This window comes from Pseudoalteromonas sp. Scap06 (assembly GCF_013394165.1).
In the GTDB taxonomy this organism is placed as follows: domain Bacteria; phylum Pseudomonadota; class Gammaproteobacteria; order Enterobacterales; family Alteromonadaceae; genus Pseudoalteromonas.
This window is the reverse complement of the sequence record NZ_CP041331.1, coordinates 314,706-330,462: the sequence shown is the minus strand read 5'-3', so window position 1 is coordinate 330,462 and position 15,757 is coordinate 314,706. Positions and strand designations below refer to the sequence as shown.

The window sequence follows — 15,757 nt, the reverse complement described above, 5'->3', positions numbered from 1 at the left end:
AATCTAAATGAAAATGATTATCATAATCAATTGATCTTATTTTGGGTTAGTTGTACCATTTAAAAGTAAATAATAACTATTATCATTTGGAGTGGAGATGAATCCCTTTTCTTTTAAATTTACAGCATTAGCCTCTTTGTTAATTAGCTCTGGTAGCACACTGGCCGAAAATGTTATTGACGATCATATTGTGGTTAGTGGCTCTCGTTTTGAACAAAAGCTTGAAGATGTGACTGGCTCAGTAACGGTTATTACCGAACAAGATATTGAGCGTCAGCTCGCTGTAGATTTACAAACTATGTTTAAATACGATCCAAGTATCTCAAGTACTGGCAGTGGCGCAGGCGCGCAAACATTAACTGTACGAGGTGTTGGTGGCAACAGAGTTGTTTTTATTAAAGATGGAAGACGCACAAACGATGGCTACGCTGGCGGCGGCGGTTATTTAGTGGGTCGAAACTACTTTGATGTTGCGGGTGTTAAACAAGTTGAAGTTGCAAAAGGGGCGGCATCATCGCTATACGGTTCTGATGCACTAGGGGGAATTGTAGTAATAACAACTAAAGACCCGAGTGATTATTTAGTGGATCAACAAAGCTTAGTAAAAGTAGCGTTAGGTTATCAAGGCCAAAGCAATCAGGTTGCTGCTGATATTACAGCAGCAAAAGATTTAGGTGACTTTGCTATTAGCGCTGTTTATAGCCATCGCGATAGTGAAGAAGTACAAAACTACGTTGAAGATTTACCAGGTTACGATTCCCGCTCTGATGCTTTACTGCTTAAAGTTGAGCAAAAACTTGATGAAAAGCGGACCCTTAAATATACCTTAGATTACTTTAATCAAACAACAGAGCAAGTAATCACTCCATCCATTCAAGAAACCGAAGACGAAGACACAAATATCTCATTTGCACTCGATTATGATTCAGATATGGCAACAGCTATATTTGATAAATGGTATGGGCAACTATCTTATAGTCGATACGAGCAACAAAGTGACCAAATAAGCGCAGCTAGAAATTACATCGATTATAATGACTACGGGTTTGAGCAAGATATTTTAGGCTTAAAAGCGGTATTTAGTAAGGAAGTTAAAGGAGAAAATACCGAGCATGAATTTGTCTATGGAGTAGATATTGATTTATATGATACTACTCGACCACGCTTAAAAACCCGTGTATTAAATGATGGTACTGTTGATTTTACGAATGAAAAACAAAAAGCATTTCCCGGCGCCGATACTTCTTTAGTTGGTGTATATATGCAAGACAGTATTAAATTTAACGAGACTGATTGGTCGTTAGTTGCGGGTATTCGTTACGATCATTATGCACTTGAAGCCAAAAAAGATGCGTTATACGCTGACGCCGAGCTTGATGATATTACCGAGTCTGCGTTTTCACCAAAGCTGGGTGTGATTTATCAGGTAGACGATAATTTATCTTGGTATGGGCAATATGTTCGAGGCTTTAAAATACCGCCACACGACCAAGCCTATCAAAGCCATGGTGTTGAGCCATTTTATCAAATATTACCAAACGCAGATTTAGACCCTGAAAGCAGTGACTCATTCGAGATCGGATTAAGATACGCAAGTAGCGATATTAGTGTAAATCTAAGTACTTTTTATGCTGCCTATGATGACTTTATCGAAACAACAATCGCGGGTGTTGAGCCAACTTATATTTCTAATGTAAATAAAACATTTTACCAATACCAAAATATTAGCGAAACCCAGATCAGCGGTGTAGAAGCTGGTATTGCTATGTATGTCACCGACGATATTTTATTAGAAGCCAATGTTGCTTACGTAGATGGTGAAAACAAAGACTCTGATCAGCCACTTACTAGTATTAGCCCGTTAAATGGTTCTATATTAGTAAGCACTGAGTTTGGCAATGTTAATTGGACCGCTGCTTGGCGTTTAGCCAAGTCACAGTCTGATGTAGTACTTGATACTAATGGTAATAAAACAACACAAGGTAACGGTTATGGTGTTGTTGATTTATATGCAAATTATCAGTGGCAAGCATGGCAAATGAATGTAGGTTTACTTAACCTACTCGATAAAGAGTACGTACCGTTTGAACTCATTGCCGGTCAATCCAAAGGTACTGATTTTAGCCAATATAGCCAACCAGGACGTAATGTTTCGGCTCGGATAAGCTATCAGTTTTAATTAAAAACAAAAGCCGTATATAAATTATACGGCTTTTTTAATTGCCTTCATATCAATTGAAGAATAACTGTAAAGGGGGTTAACAGCTGCTATGTATTATACAAAACAATAAAAAAAGCGCCTTAACCACTACATTAAGACGCTTTGGATGAAAAGCTAAATAACCAAAGTCGGGTTGAAATAGCTAATCGGGACTATGAAATTGTTAGAATTGATATGCCAATGACATCTTAAATTGAGTAGGCGCACCGGGGTAAACCCATAATGCGTTGTAGCTACTTTGAGCATATTCTTCATCAAAAATATTGTTAACACTGATATTTAACTTGGTGCGCTCGGTTAAGTTTACCTGCCCAAAAATACCAACTAGTTGATAGCTCGGTAAGTTAAATGTTAAATCGGCGGCATCGCCTAATCGCTCACTGGTGTACTGATAACTGGCACCTAGTTCTAGCTCTTTGCCAAGAACGGCCATTTGATGGCTAAGCGTTAGATTTAAGTTATTTTTAGGCACATTGACTAATGGGCTGCCTTTTTTGATTGGCACGCCCCAATCAGCATTTATTATGTCGTTTGCCGTACTGGCATCTATATAAGCGTAAGATAAATTAAACTTTGTATCATCAGTAATATAAGTACTTAAATCGAGTTCAGCACCTTTACTATTTGCTTTACCAATAGGCGCTGAAAAACCAACGTTTACAGGATCGGCTACTAACATATTACTTTTAGTGGCATCAAATAATGCTAGGGTTCCCGTTATGCCTTGGTAGCTAAATTTAGCGCCTACTTCAAATGAGTCACTGTATTCAAAGCCAAATGGGTCGCCATTTGCATCTGTACCACTTAATGGTAAAAAGCCTTCGGAGTAGCTGCTGTATAAGGTTACAGCGTTGTTTAGTTCATATACTAAGCCTACTCGTGGACTTACCTGGCTTTGTGAACTGCTTGAAAGCACACCACTTTTGGTTTCTAAAATGTCTTGATCTACGCTATCGAATCTAAGGCCAACTAATAGCTTAATTTTATCAGTCAGATCCATTTGATCTTGAACGTATATACCATAAGCATCTTGTTGTTCGTTGTTTTCGTAGAGCAAACCTACCTCAGGACGAGCAACGTTATAATTCGGTTGATAAATATCAACTGTGTAAGTGCCATTACCGCCGCGATAACGATAAAGTCCAGTTCGTAAGTCGTATTTGTATGCGTCTGCTCCTATTAATAAGTGATGGGTAATGCCTGCGGTATCAAAATGCCCACTTAGCTCAAATTTAAGGCTAGTATCATCAACTTCATAATCGCGGTAGCGCTGTTGGCGGGTAAGTGTGCGGCCATCATCGAATAATGATTGGCGCGAGGGTGCAAGTTCAGCATCAGACGAAAACCCAGTTAGTGTAGAGCTGCGGTAGTTTGCGCCTACAACGAGTGACCATTCATTGTTTATATCGTGATTTAAAGTTACTTGGTGACCGCGAGAATATACTTGCGTGTCACCATCGTTTGGATTGCCTAAATAGCGTGAGCTAGGAACAGTATTAAAATTATCATTAAGTACAACAACACCACGGTCAAATAGCTGGGCTAAATCAACGTATTCAAATTCATAAGTGATACTGGTTGAAGCGTTTATTTGATGATAAATAGATGGCGTAACCACCTTTTTATGGGTGTACACCTCATCGCGGTAGCTATCGCTATCTTGCCATGCGCCATTTATTCTAAATGCTGTGTTATCGTTAATGCCGTTTGTATAGTCACCTTCAACGCGATTAAAGTTATCACTACCTAAGCTAAGTTTTAGCTCACCCTGTTGCTCAAATTGAGGTTTTTTGGTTACGATATTTACTGTACCGCCGGGTTCTGAGCGCCCGTATAGTGCAGAACCTGGACCTTTTAATACTTCAATGTACTCAATGTTTGATACATCACGAGGGCCGCTGAATCCGCGTCCACCGCTAAAACCATTAATTAAGTAACCCGATGGCATGTTTTCGTTACCCGATAATCCACGAATCGAAAAGCTATCCCATAATGCGCCACTGTTATTTTTACGTGAAATACTGGCAGAAAAATCCAGCGCATCTTGTAATTGAGTTATTCCTTTTTGATCAAGTACCGCGTTATCGAGGGTTTCGATTGATTGTGGCATTTGCTTTTGAGGAATATCGCCTCGGTAAGCTTGTTTATATGTAACCGCAATTTTCTCTATTGGTTGGCTTTGGGCAATGCTTTGTGCGCTTGCACTTAAGCAGGCTAAGTAAATTAATGAGTACTTCATAAAATGCTTTTTGGTAACGTTATATTATAACCAAAACTATAGCATGTGTTACTTTATAACAAAATGTTTTTTTGCGCTCTATGTGTGCGTCTAATTTTTACACTAGCGGCTATACAGCTATCACGTTAAGATGGATGAAAATAACACAATAAGAATAATATAATGTTAACAAAAACAAATGCATTAATTTACTTTTTAGCCTTTAGCAGTGGCTTTAGTATTATGGGAATAGAGCTGTTAGGTGGGCGCATTTTAGCGCCTTACTTTGGCAGTAGCGTACATATCTGGGGCAGTATTATTACGGTATTTATGCTTAGCTTATCATTCGGGTATTTACTGGGAGGGAAGCTGTCTATTCGTCATCCTTCGTTGACCAAATATGGGTTAATCTTTTTAGTTGCCAGTATTATGGTGGTGCCCATTGCTTTGTTTGCTGAGCCAATTATGGCATTTATTTTTTCGCATATTGAAGACAGTCGCTATGGCTCGTTACTCGCCTCAACCGCGTTATTTTTTATACCCACCATTATTTTAGGCATGATCTCGCCCTACTCCGTACGTTTGCTGGTTACCAATAGTGAGCGCAGCGGCCAAGTGGCTGGCGGCCTTTATTTTGTAAGTACCTTAGGCAGTGCGCTGGGCACCATTATTACCTCTTTTTATATGGTACTGGCGTTTGATGTTAACACCATTATTTTAGGTTTTGCTGGTGTGTTGGGCACGCTTGGGCTAATTGCTATTAGCTTTGATAAACTTAAAGTGCGAGAGGCCGTTTATGCACAAGCTTAAATTATTGTTTATTAGTATAATGGCGCTGCTATTTTCAGCTCACAGTATGAGTAATGTTGTGCATAAAGAGCGCTCTTTATACCGAAATCTACTCGTTGAAGAAACTGGCGATTTACGCTGTTTAAAGTTTGATGAAAAAACTCGACAAAGCAGCCAAAGTTGCATGTACATTAGCGACCCTAAAAAACTGGTATTTAATTATACTAAGCTGGCTTTTTCTAGTTTATTACTGATTGATAACCCTAAAAATGTGCTCATTATTGGTTTAGGTGGCGGTACGCTTTCTAATATGATTCATGAGCTATACCCAAAGGCACGCATTGAAAATGTTGAAATAGATCCTTCGGTAATTAAAGTGGCGCGCGATTATTTTAACTTTATAGAAACCGATAACGTAACTGCTAAAGTACAAGATGGGCGTATTTTTATTAAACGTGCGGCGCTTAAAAGCCAGCAATTTGATTGGATTATTTTAGATGCGTTTAATGGCGATTACATTCCTGAGCACCTACTCACAAAAGAGTTTTTTGAAGAAATAAAAAGCGTATTAGCCGAAGGCGGAATTGTTGCTGCTAACACGTTTTCATCAAGTAAACTTTATGAACATGAGTCGGCAACTTATCATGCGGTATTTGGCGATTTTATTAATGTAACAGCCAATAATAATAGTAATCGTATTATTTTAGCCGGTTATAGCAATATCCCTACAGAGCAACAAATAGCGCAGCGGGTGACGCAGCTAGCTCCGTTACTTGCCCCTTATGACGTAGATATAAAGGCAATTAGCCAGCGTATGTTTTTCACCAAAGATGGTAAAGATTGGCCAAGTGATACTAAGGTGCTGACTGATCAATACTCTCCAGCTAATTTACTTAACTTTTAGCGGCTGATATCACATGGTCACTTATATCCGGTGACCCTAGGGTATTATTAAACAGATAATATTTTAAGGAAACGGCAATGCACATTCACTTTATTATTCATGAACATTTTGAAGCGCCAGGCGCTTATGAAGCTTGGGCTAAAATGAATGGCCATACGTTGTCTTATACCCGTATTTATTTAGCTGAACCCTTACCAAAACACACCGATAATATAGACTTTTTAATCGTAATGGGTGGGCCACAATCGCCCGCTACATCGTTTGCAGAATGCCCTTATTTTGATAGTAAAAAAGAACAAGCCTTTATTGCCAGCGCGATCACGGCAAACAAAGTGGTGTTAGGCGTTTGTTTGGGGTCGCAATTAATTGGTGAAGCGTTAGGCGCGACTTATCAACCTAGTCCAGAAAAGGAAATTGGTAAGTTTGCTATTACCCTCACCGATGCAGGCTTGAATCATCCGTTATTTAGCCATTTTGGCAGTGAGCTTAATGTGGGGCATTGGCATAACGATATGCCCGGGCTGACTGCTACGGCCAGTATTATTGCCTATAGCGAAGGTTGTCCAAGGCAAATAGTCGCTTATAGCGATTTAGTATTTGGTTTTCAATGCCACATGGAATTGACCACCGAGGTGGTTACCCTCCTCATTGCCAACGATGATTTAACCAATGCCCATAATTACCGCTTTGTTGAACAGCCCGAAAAGCTCTTAAGTCACGATTATGATGAGATGAACAATAAGCTTTATACTTTCTTAGATAAGCTTGCCGTACACTATTTATCTAAATAATACTTATTTACGTGAAGTTAAAATGCCAATTATTTACTTAGCCTGCTAACTAATGCTAAAATTTGCTGATATTCACAAGTAAGAGTTCCTATGAGTAGCAATATTCCTTTTCATGAAACACTCGATTTAACTTTATGCGGCAATATGGGTCGAGTGCACCGCTTATGTCGAGAAGCGGTAACATTAGCGGTTGAGCCGCTAGGTTTAACTCAGTCGCGCTGGACGGCGATGATTCACTTACATCATTTACCTTTAGGGGCTACGCAGCAAGCGCTGGCGACTAGCTTAGGTATTGAAATGCCCTCATTAACGCGCACCATTAAGCAATTAGAGCTGCAAAATCTAGTTATTCGACAAGTTGATGAACACGATAAACGCAGTAAAAAATTGTACTTTACCGATGAGGGTATAAAGTTATTAGAACACTTAAAAGAGTTAACAAGCGATATTAAACAGCGTTTATATGCAGGTTTAAGCACGGAGCAGCTTGATGGTATGGCGCATAGTTTAGTGCAAATGGAAGAAAACGCGCGGCGTTGTATTGTAAGCTTATCTGGAGATAAATAAGTATGACACCCGATCAAAAATTTGCTCGCTACGTTAAAGTATCGCTCGTTGGTTTTATTGTTGTATTTTTCTATTATATTGTTGCCGATGTATGGCTACCGGTTACGCCACAAGCACGGGTTTACCATCCGGTTGTGCAAATATCGCCGCAAATAAACGGCCGTGTTACCGATGTATTGGTTAGTAATAACCAAACGGTTAAAGCGGGTGATGTATTATTTGAAATAGACAAAAATACTTACCAACTAGCACTTGAGCAAGCGCAGCTCGCGCTTGATGATGCCAAACTGCAAAATAAACGACTTGATACCAACGTAAAAGCGCTGGAGGCACAAATAAGTGCAGCTAACGCTAAATTGCATGAGCAGCAGCTATTAAAAAAGCGTGGCGAAACACTCTACAAACAAAACTCTATTTCGGAGCAAGAGCTTGAAAGCATTCGTGCAAATTTTGCAGCAAGCGAATCTAATTTAGCTGCCTTTGAAGCACAGTTGGCAGAAGCTGTTTTAGCGCGTGGCGATTCAGGGCAAGATAACTTAGCACTGCGCCATGCAGCAAACCAGTTAGCACAAGCTGAGCTTAATTTATCTTATACGCAAGTGCGTGCTTTAAGTGATGGCGTTGTAGCTAATTTACAGTTACTTGAGGGCTCCTATGCGGTTGCGGGTAAGCCATTACTCGCGGTTGTAGCAAAAAAAGCAGATTTGGTAGCCGATTTTCGTGAAAAGTCACTATTAAACATGCAGCCAGGCAGTTTAGCAAAAGTGGTATTTGATAGCCGACCTGGTGAAGTATTCGACGCAAAAATTGAAATATTTGAGGCCGGTGTCAGTGACGGACAACTTAGTGCGAATGGATTGCTTAGCACCACCGAAACCAGCAATCGCTGGGTTCGGGATGCGCAGCGTCAGCGTATTCACTTAGTGCTGCCAAATAACAATCAGCTTATAAATAATATGCCCAGTGGTGCGCGTGCCACTGTGCAGTTACTTCCACAATCGGCTATAGGTCAATGGTTGGGATCAGTACAGATCCGCTTTATTAGTTGGTTACATTACATTTATTAGTGGGGCGAGTAATGACACAACATGTTAGCCAAGCGCCACAACTCGATTCAAATGGTTTACGCCAAGCGCTACGGATTGCTGGCGGCTGCACTATTGGTTTTACTTTGTGCAAGTTAATGAATTGGCCCAATGGAATATTTTTTACAGTTTACCCTATGTTATTACTCGGTTTAGTGCCAAGTATTAACAAAGGCGTGATCCGTCAATTTGTTGCCAGTGCTGCCTACAGTGCGTTTATAGTGCTTATTTTACAGGGCTTACTTTCACACTTGCCGGTGTTAATGACGCTCATTATTTTTGCTAGTTTTTGCGTGTTATTTTACTTAATGAGCTCTGGTGGTGCGTTTTTATTTGGTGCGTTAGGTGCGGTGAGTTTATCGATTCAGTTACATTTTGCCAGTCATGTTGATCAAGCTAGTAGCATTTACCCGCTTATTTTAAGTAATGGTGTGGCTATTTTTATTACTATTATTATTGCGCTCTTGATGCATGGCTTGTTTCCTGACGTGACAGCGCGACCCATGCGCGCTGTATCGCACAAGGATAAAGAAAGTATTCGTCACGAGGTGTTGTTATGTGCCACGGTTGCGACTTTGTCGTTTGTGGTTTTTCAGGTGCTTGATTTGCAAGATTCAATTTCGGCGCAAGCGGCATCTATTTTAATTTTATTTTCGCTGTGTTTTAAAGCGGCGGGCACCGCAAGTTGGCAACGTATTATTGGTACACTGATAGGTTGTAATGCTGCTTTAGTTGCGCAATTGTTTTTGTATAACCATACCGACGTTTTACTTTTTCCGGTGGCTATATTATGGATTTTATCTTTTATATTCAGTCGTTTTCATATTTTAGGTGGTGGTCCACCGGGGGTTGGGTTTGGGGTATTGACCACTTTTGGGATTTTATTTGGTCAGTCGTTAGGCCCTGGGCAAGATTTAATATACAGCGCCATGTATCGATTTAGCTCGGTGGCTGTTGCAGTAACAGTAAGCTTAAGCGCAGTGTATGTAGTGCATCGAATCCTAAACCGATTTAGCGTCACCCGCCATCATACTTATGATTAAATTAAAGGCTGCATTCGCAGTCTTTTTTATGTGCTTAACCAGAGTCAGGTTACTTAAGTTACAGCTTAATATTACCGCGGAGAGCTTTGGTTTGGCCGTGTTTGGTTTTTTTATCCATACGTTTACGCTGTGAGTTACGGCTAGGTTTGGTAGCACGACGTGCCTTATTAACCTTTGTGGCGCTTAAAATTAGATCTTTTAGCCGTTTAAGCGCATCTTCCCTGTTGAGCTCTTGAGTGCGGTGGCTCTGGGCTTTAATTATCAATACCCCTTCTTTGGTGATCCTTGAATCTTTTAAAGCAAGTAATCGTTCTTTATAAAATTCGGGCAATTTAGAGCGGTTTATATCAAAGCGTAAGTGTATAGCACTGGCTACCTTATTAACATTTTGTCCGCCAGCGCCTTGCGAGCGAATAGCGCTTAGCTCTACTTCCCATTCATCAATGGTTACGCTGTTTGAAATAGTTAACATAGTGCCCCGCTCTTTTTGCAAAAAAATGTATTATAACATCAGTACATTGACTTGTGGTGATTCAACTAATTAGATAGGCGGCCATTGCTATTTTCAATCTAATAATTGCTAAATAAACACATAAAAAAGAATTTACTCTACACTTACTATATTGTTTTTTAATTCGCTTTAATTATATGAAACAAATATCTATTTTAATGTCTTTGGTATGTATGCTCGCTATTTCGTATGCTGTTTATGCCAAATCATCTCAAACGTTTAGTGCTGGTGTAATTGCACAAGAACAAGTTTATCCAATTAAAGTGTTACCTTTGGGTAATTTTCAACGCTGTTTTGTTGTTGCTGCGCAAAAAGAAGATGCGCTGTATTCTGCGTGTTATATTAAAAAGAGCGCGCAATCGATTTGGGTTGCCGAATCCGCGGGAGCGCGTTGTGAAATAAAATGTGAGTCGCATTTAAACAGTGATGGCAAAACACAGGTGCAGTACTTTACTACTGATTTATAGCAAAAATGCTGTGCCAAGGTTTCTTTATCGCGGTGGTGAGCCCTTCTATTTGTTTAACCACTTGCTTATCACACGCTGTTTGCTTTGCATTATGCGGCCCTGACAGCATCAAATAATGGGCTTCACCTTTTATTGCTTGCTTTGCTACGAACAGTGATGGATTTTCCCTTAGCAGTTTTTTATTAACTGATTTTTCAGAGGTATATGCACCATACTGGCAAAAGTAAGTCTCAGTTTTTTGGGTTTGCATATCGCCCCACTCCCCTATTTTTCGCCACTGTGGTGAGGCATATCGCCTTACATCAACCATAAAGCTGCCATGAAGCGCCGGTATTGAATAAACATCATTAATGGTTTGCTGTGCTTTAGCTGCATTATTATATGGGCCTGCAACGAGGTAATAGCTATCACGGTTTTCATGTTTATATAACTGCAAAGCATAGGCTGCTTTATCAATTTTATTCGCCACAATAAGTGCCGATTGAAACTTTTTGAATACGCCTAATTGCACAAAATAAGGCGTGTTTTGGTTTGCTTTAGCTGCTGTTGTTGGTTGCTTATTTAAGGTATTAGCGTTATTTGTGTATACAATGATGTCTTGCAGTATTATGGTATCGCCGCTTTTTTCAGTGATGATCTGCTCGGGAAGGTTTTTTATGGTTATGTTTTCTGATAGCTGCTCATTTTTTTCTATTTCAAGAATATAACTTCCTTGAGAAACATTAGAAAAATAATAATAACCATCATATTCAGTGACCGTTGAATAATGTTTTTCGCCGCCCTTTTCTTTAAGTACAACCGTCAGTCCTGCGATAGGTTTACTCTTTTCATTGCTCGATAGATAAATAGTCCCCTCAACCTCGTTGTAGACCACTAAAGGAATATTTACTTTGGTTTGTCCGCCTCTATGAGCTAATGTTTTAATTTTCCCTAAAGAGGGCTGCAAGTAAGGATTAGACAACGAGCGTAAATTAACATCTAAAACCTGGCCACCGTAACTGCTTGGCAGCAAGACCTTTCCGTCATTATTGGTGTATTTATCTCGCCATAGATAGTTGCCAGTAAAATTAACGTCTTGAATTGGCTCATCGCCTTGGTCAAAGATTTCATTTTCATTCCAGTCTATGAACGAACTAACTTCTATTTGCCCGGAATTTAATGAGCGAGGAGTGTCAAAGTTAAAGTCTGCTTCTAAATGATCAAAACTAAATGTGCCATTTAAACCTAAAGATAAGCGCCAATCTCCTTGATTATCAACTTGCCCTGATACTTGTATATTAAATATCTCATGGCGGTATGTATACTGATGACTTAAAAGCGTATTTGCTGCAGAGTTAGACTGATAAGTCAGCTGTGTTTGATTGAAGGTGCTTTGTGTTTGTGGCCAACGTAAACTACTTCTCAAACGAGTAAGTTCTGCGCCATTATTAGTCTGCCAATCTAAGGTGTTGGTCCATTTCCAAGAGGCAATATCCATTGAAGAATAAAGCCGGTTTATTAGGTTATTCGTATCGTCATCATAAAATAGTTGGCTTGACCATGTTCCTCCGATATAACTTTTATTGATACCTAATGAGAGTCGGTTTTTAGTGTTGGTATTTTCACGTACTTCATTGCTCCATCTCATATTCCAGTTAAGGGAGTTAAAGAAATCAGTCCGACCATTTAGGCTCAATAACAGCCTATTTTTGAGTGAGTTCTCTTGTGCTACAAATAAAGCGCTAGAAAAGTCATTAAGGGCACTGTATTCAACATTAACACTGATGTCGTTAAAAAGTGTATCAGAAAGTAGGCCTCTAAAGCCGGCAAAATAAGCATAGCCAGCATCGAGTTGTTTTGTGGCTAGAAAACGGTAACTGCCGTGATCTGTAAGTGTATTTAGCCCCGATGATAGGTAGCTGCTGTTATCTTGGTCAGTTTGCAAATGAGTAACTTGAGCGTCATAAGTGATAAATTCACTAATGCCATATGATAGATTGCTTTTAAAGGAATTGCTCATCGCTGTTGAAGCGTTATTAGATTGATTAAAAACGCTTTTATCTGCTTCTAAAAACTCTACTTGATAGCTTATTTTTCCGGGCGATAGAGCGTCTTGTCCTATTGTATATTTTTGAGTGCGTGTAACTTGCTCGCCTTGTGAGCCAAAAAGTTTAATTTCAAAAATATTGTTGCCGTAAAACGTTTCAACATCGGTAAATCGAACCAAATTTTCGTCGTTAGCTTGAGTAGTGGCAATAAATTGACCATTTCGATACAGCTCCGCTTGCCAGCCCGGTAATGCGGGTTCTTCAATGGTAATGGTTGAAAAGTTTTGTGCCGAATGTGGGTTAGCATTTGAAATATAAAATCCCCGACCTTGATTTGAGCTAGTAATAAGCTGATCTGATTGAGATTGAATATCTCCCAATTGGTAGTGAATGCGTGCCAGTGAGTGATCTTGTTCACTTAAATTAAAGTCTTTAGTTACTTTTAAAAAGGTATTAGCGGTGTTTTCGTTTTTGTTGAATCGTAGTTCAGCTCGATGATGAAATAAGTCAAAGTAGCTATTAAGCCTGAGCAGCCCCTTATAACGATTATTAGACGATTTATAGCTTGCTGATAATGAATATTCAGATACCGGATAGGTCAGCGTTTGGTATTGGTCGTCTATAAAGTGGTCGTATTGCAGTGCTTTGGACTTAATTTGTTTTGTAATACCACTCGTTACTTGGTTGTTATTATAAGTAAGCAAGCTACTAGAAAATGAAACCTGCATCAGTGAGTAATCAAAGCGCGAGTCGGTATTTAAAAGTGTATTTATGACGGATAAATCAACATAGTGGTCGTAGTCATCGACAGCCCACAATGAAACATTTTCTGAGGGGGCTAAAGTTGAGGAAAGCTCAGCATTGAGAACCAGCTCACTTGCGTCAACTTTAGCAGCCAGTGTATTTTGTGACACATTTAAGCTAATTCCCATAGTCGATTTCAGGGCGCTTATGGGCAATAGCAATTTATTTGATTTTGAATAGTAAGCTTCTAAATCAGAGACAACTGAGCGCCCATTTACCCTGACATTTATAATCACAAAAGACTCCTCATCAATAGGCCATTGATAAAGAGTCGGTAACTGCTTTGCGATGATTGCTTTGGGTGCAATTAACAGTAATGTACAAAGTAACAAGCGAGCCGTTATACCGTAGTATAAGGCATTAATGTGTAGCATTTTTATTTGATATTAATGGGAATCGCTAACTCTATTTTACCGCCATAAAGTTCGTTTTCTTTGTAGTTGAGTGTCAAAGGCCCAGTTACTGGGGCTTGTAAAGTGATGTATACCTTGCGACGAGATAGAGGGGTATAAACGGCCACATTGGCTATTTCACCAACCATTACATTATTCTCATCAACTAATTCAAAGTTTCCATACACAGAGCGATTCCCTGTGAGTGTTTGCCAAAATGTTAGAGTCGGGCGCCCATTTTGAGTAATTAATTGCGGGTTTATTAATTCTGAGTCAGCCTCTAATTGGCCATGACGAACAATAACAGGCACGCTGTAAGCAACTTTAGGCCTAATACTTATTCCATCAGCGTCAAGGTTTTGTGATTCAGAGGCTATGATTTTAAGCACCGCTCTGTATTCGCCAACAGCAAGCTCGGCTTTTTTGCGAACGGTCATTCTGATAGCTTGCATCCCTTTGGGTGCAATAGTACCGCGACGTGGTGAAAACCTTAGCATGTTTTTGGCAGAGCGCCCTTCAACTTGTTGTGGGGTAACATCTATAAGCGCTCCTTCTTCGGTCATATCTTTATGGGTAACAACAAGTTTAAAATCGAGATTTTTATTAGAGGTATTGCGGATAAGTAGTGAATTATTTTTAGTACGCCCATCAAAGTATAAACGGTATTCAGACAACGCAAGGTTGGCATTACAAATTTCAGGTAGTAAAAGAGTTAGGCAAAGGGTAGCCCAACAAAAAAGTTTAAGAATCATGGGACAACTCAACAACATGATAATAAAAAGTGGAGCGCGATGCTCCACACATTTTATTTTTAATGCGCAATTACGCAAAAAAAAATAAACTGAGGCTAACTTAGTAAGTTAGCCTCAGCTTTCATAGTCTTATTGGAAAGACACATCTACAGTATAATCTACAGTGTAAGCAGCGCCCGCTGTCAGTGTAGAATCAACCGTCATATCACCATATACACTAACAGTAATATCTGTTGCACTTGCATCAGTAGTGAAAGCAGACGCAACATTGTCAGCAGTTGTTACACTGGTTGTGCCATCTGTAGCCGTTGTTACTGGAGCAAAAGTTAAGTTAGTGCCTGTGCTTCCAGATACAGTAATATTCATTGCTGAATTTGGCGCTAAACCAGATACAGTAATTCCACCTAATTGAATGTTTGCATCTGACGCATCACAGTCACCCGATACAACGCCTGCATTATTCATCGTACAGGTTGAGCTTGTAGATAAACGAATTTTACCAAAGTGAAGTGCGCTATCCTCTGCAAAAGTAGGCTCAGTCCAACCATTTACACTTGCTTGAAATGTTTGGTTAGATGCAAGTAAAGAAGTTGATGAGATTGCTAGTAAAGCGGAAGCTGCAAAGATTTTTTTATTCATAGTTTTTCCATTTTTAAAAATTATTATTTTTTTACTTCCATGCAAGTTAGTTTAGAGGAGAACCCCAATCCATTGTTTCGGATTTAAACACAGTTGTTATCAAAAAGGAATTTTTTGTTAACGCTGTTGCTGTTTTTAGGGTGTTTATGATACAAAATCATTAATTTTAATCAGGAAAATGCAACGAGAAAAATAACACCGATACTAATTTTATTTTAACGCTTGTGGGACTTAGTTTTAGGTTTGGCCAGAGTGGTTCAACTGATGCTGAGCCTATAATGATGTTTATCAATCATTATTTATTTTCCTAGAACTATTATGTAAGGCAGTACTAACGCTTTTTGCCTTAAGCTCTATGCTTAAACGGTAAAAAATCTGCTGCAAGAAGTATGTGAAATGCTCATTAATTGAGCATAAATTACTCATTGTATTTCATCGTCGTATGCATGATTAAAGTCATTACAATTTAAACTCATATATTTAAGATCAGATTTTTACTAACTTACCGCTTTAAAAGTATAAAACTTAATTTTTTACGCACGTTTTT

General features: G+C 39.2%; 13 protein-coding genes. 8 read left to right on the top strand and 5 right to left on the bottom strand.

Annotated features, from left to right (window positions below; translation table 11 throughout):
- Positions 1 to 97 precede the first annotated feature (97 nt).
- Positions 98 to 2,179 carry a TonB-dependent hemoglobin/transferrin/lactoferrin family receptor gene (locus FLM47_RS16930; protein WP_178957052.1) on the top strand — a complete coding sequence of 694 codons (2,082 nt, stop codon included), beginning with the start codon at positions 98 to 100 and terminating at the stop codon, positions 2,177 to 2,179.
- 205 nt (positions 2,180 to 2,384) lie between these two features.
- On the opposite strand, the gene FLM47_RS16925 is transcribed toward FLM47_RS16930, so the two are convergent.
- Positions 2,385 to 4,460, bottom strand: a complete 2,076-nt coding sequence (locus tag FLM47_RS16925; RefSeq protein ID WP_178957051.1) for a TonB-dependent siderophore receptor — start codon at positions 4,458 to 4,460, stop codon at positions 2,385 to 2,387.
- Between the two features lie 162 nt (positions 4,461 to 4,622).
- On the opposite strand from FLM47_RS16925, the gene FLM47_RS16920 reads away from it, so the two are divergent.
- From FLM47_RS16920 to FLM47_RS16895, 6 genes are all read left to right on the top strand, one after another.
- Positions 4,623 to 5,249, top strand: a complete 627-nt coding sequence (locus FLM47_RS16920) for a fused MFS/spermidine synthase (RefSeq protein ID WP_010388742.1) — start codon at positions 4,623 to 4,625, stop codon at positions 5,247 to 5,249.
- Complete coding sequence (locus tag FLM47_RS16915) at positions 5,236 to 6,132, top strand: spermidine synthase (protein ID WP_178957050.1); 897 nt, start codon at positions 5,236 to 5,238, stop codon at positions 6,130 to 6,132. The genes FLM47_RS16920 and FLM47_RS16915 overlap by 14 nt, the downstream gene beginning before the upstream one ends.
- Before the next feature lie 77 nt (positions 6,133 to 6,209).
- Complete coding sequence (locus FLM47_RS16910; protein ID WP_178957049.1) at positions 6,210 to 6,923, top strand: type 1 glutamine amidotransferase; 714 nt, start codon at positions 6,210 to 6,212, stop codon at positions 6,921 to 6,923.
- A 90-nt stretch (positions 6,924 to 7,013) separates the two neighbouring features.
- Positions 7,014 to 7,490, top strand: a complete 477-nt coding sequence (locus tag FLM47_RS16905; protein ID WP_178957048.1) for a MarR family winged helix-turn-helix transcriptional regulator — start codon at positions 7,014 to 7,016, stop codon at positions 7,488 to 7,490.
- A 2-nt stretch (positions 7,491 to 7,492) separates the two neighbouring features.
- On the top strand, positions 7,493 to 8,557 hold the full coding sequence (locus FLM47_RS16900; protein ID WP_178957047.1) for an HlyD family secretion protein: 1,065 nt from the start codon (positions 7,493 to 7,495) through the stop codon (positions 8,555 to 8,557).
- A gap of 11 nt (positions 8,558 to 8,568) precedes the next feature.
- The gene (locus tag FLM47_RS16895) at positions 8,569 to 9,618 is read left to right on the top strand and encodes a DUF2955 domain-containing protein (RefSeq protein WP_178957046.1); all 1,050 of its coding nucleotides are present in this window, start codon (positions 8,569 to 8,571) and stop codon (positions 9,616 to 9,618) included.
- Between the two features lie 58 nt (positions 9,619 to 9,676).
- On the opposite strand, the gene arfB is transcribed toward FLM47_RS16895, so the two are convergent.
- Complete coding sequence (gene arfB, locus FLM47_RS16890; protein ID WP_010388730.1) at positions 9,677 to 10,090, bottom strand: alternative ribosome rescue aminoacyl-tRNA hydrolase ArfB; 414 nt, start codon at positions 10,088 to 10,090, stop codon at positions 9,677 to 9,679.
- A 176-nt stretch (positions 10,091 to 10,266) separates the two neighbouring features.
- Here arfB and FLM47_RS16885 point away from each other — a divergent pair, with 176 nt between their 5' ends.
- A complete protein-coding gene (locus FLM47_RS16885; RefSeq protein WP_041709269.1) occupies positions 10,267 to 10,596 on the top strand; it encodes a hypothetical protein in 330 nt (109 codons plus the stop codon).
- Here FLM47_RS16885 and FLM47_RS16880 read toward each other — a convergent pair.
- The 3 genes from FLM47_RS16880 to FLM47_RS16870 form a co-directional block, all read right to left on the bottom strand.
- Positions 10,583 to 13,801 (bottom strand): SdrD B-like domain-containing protein, encoded by a 3,219-nt coding sequence (locus FLM47_RS16880; protein ID WP_178957045.1) that lies wholly within the window; start codon positions 13,799 to 13,801, stop codon positions 10,583 to 10,585. The two genes, FLM47_RS16885 and FLM47_RS16880, sit on opposite strands and share 14 nt — an antisense overlap.
- A gap of 2 nt (positions 13,802 to 13,803) precedes the next feature.
- The gene (locus tag FLM47_RS16875; protein WP_256729747.1) at positions 13,804 to 14,571 is read right to left on the bottom strand and encodes a hypothetical protein; all 768 of its coding nucleotides are present in this window, start codon (positions 14,569 to 14,571) and stop codon (positions 13,804 to 13,806) included.
- A gap of 129 nt (positions 14,572 to 14,700) precedes the next feature.
- Positions 14,701 to 15,210: a hypothetical protein gene (locus FLM47_RS16870; protein ID WP_178957043.1), complete on the bottom strand. Its 510-nt coding sequence runs from the start codon at positions 15,208 to 15,210 to the stop codon at positions 14,701 to 14,703.
- Between the last annotated feature and the right edge of the window lie 547 nt (positions 15,211 to 15,757).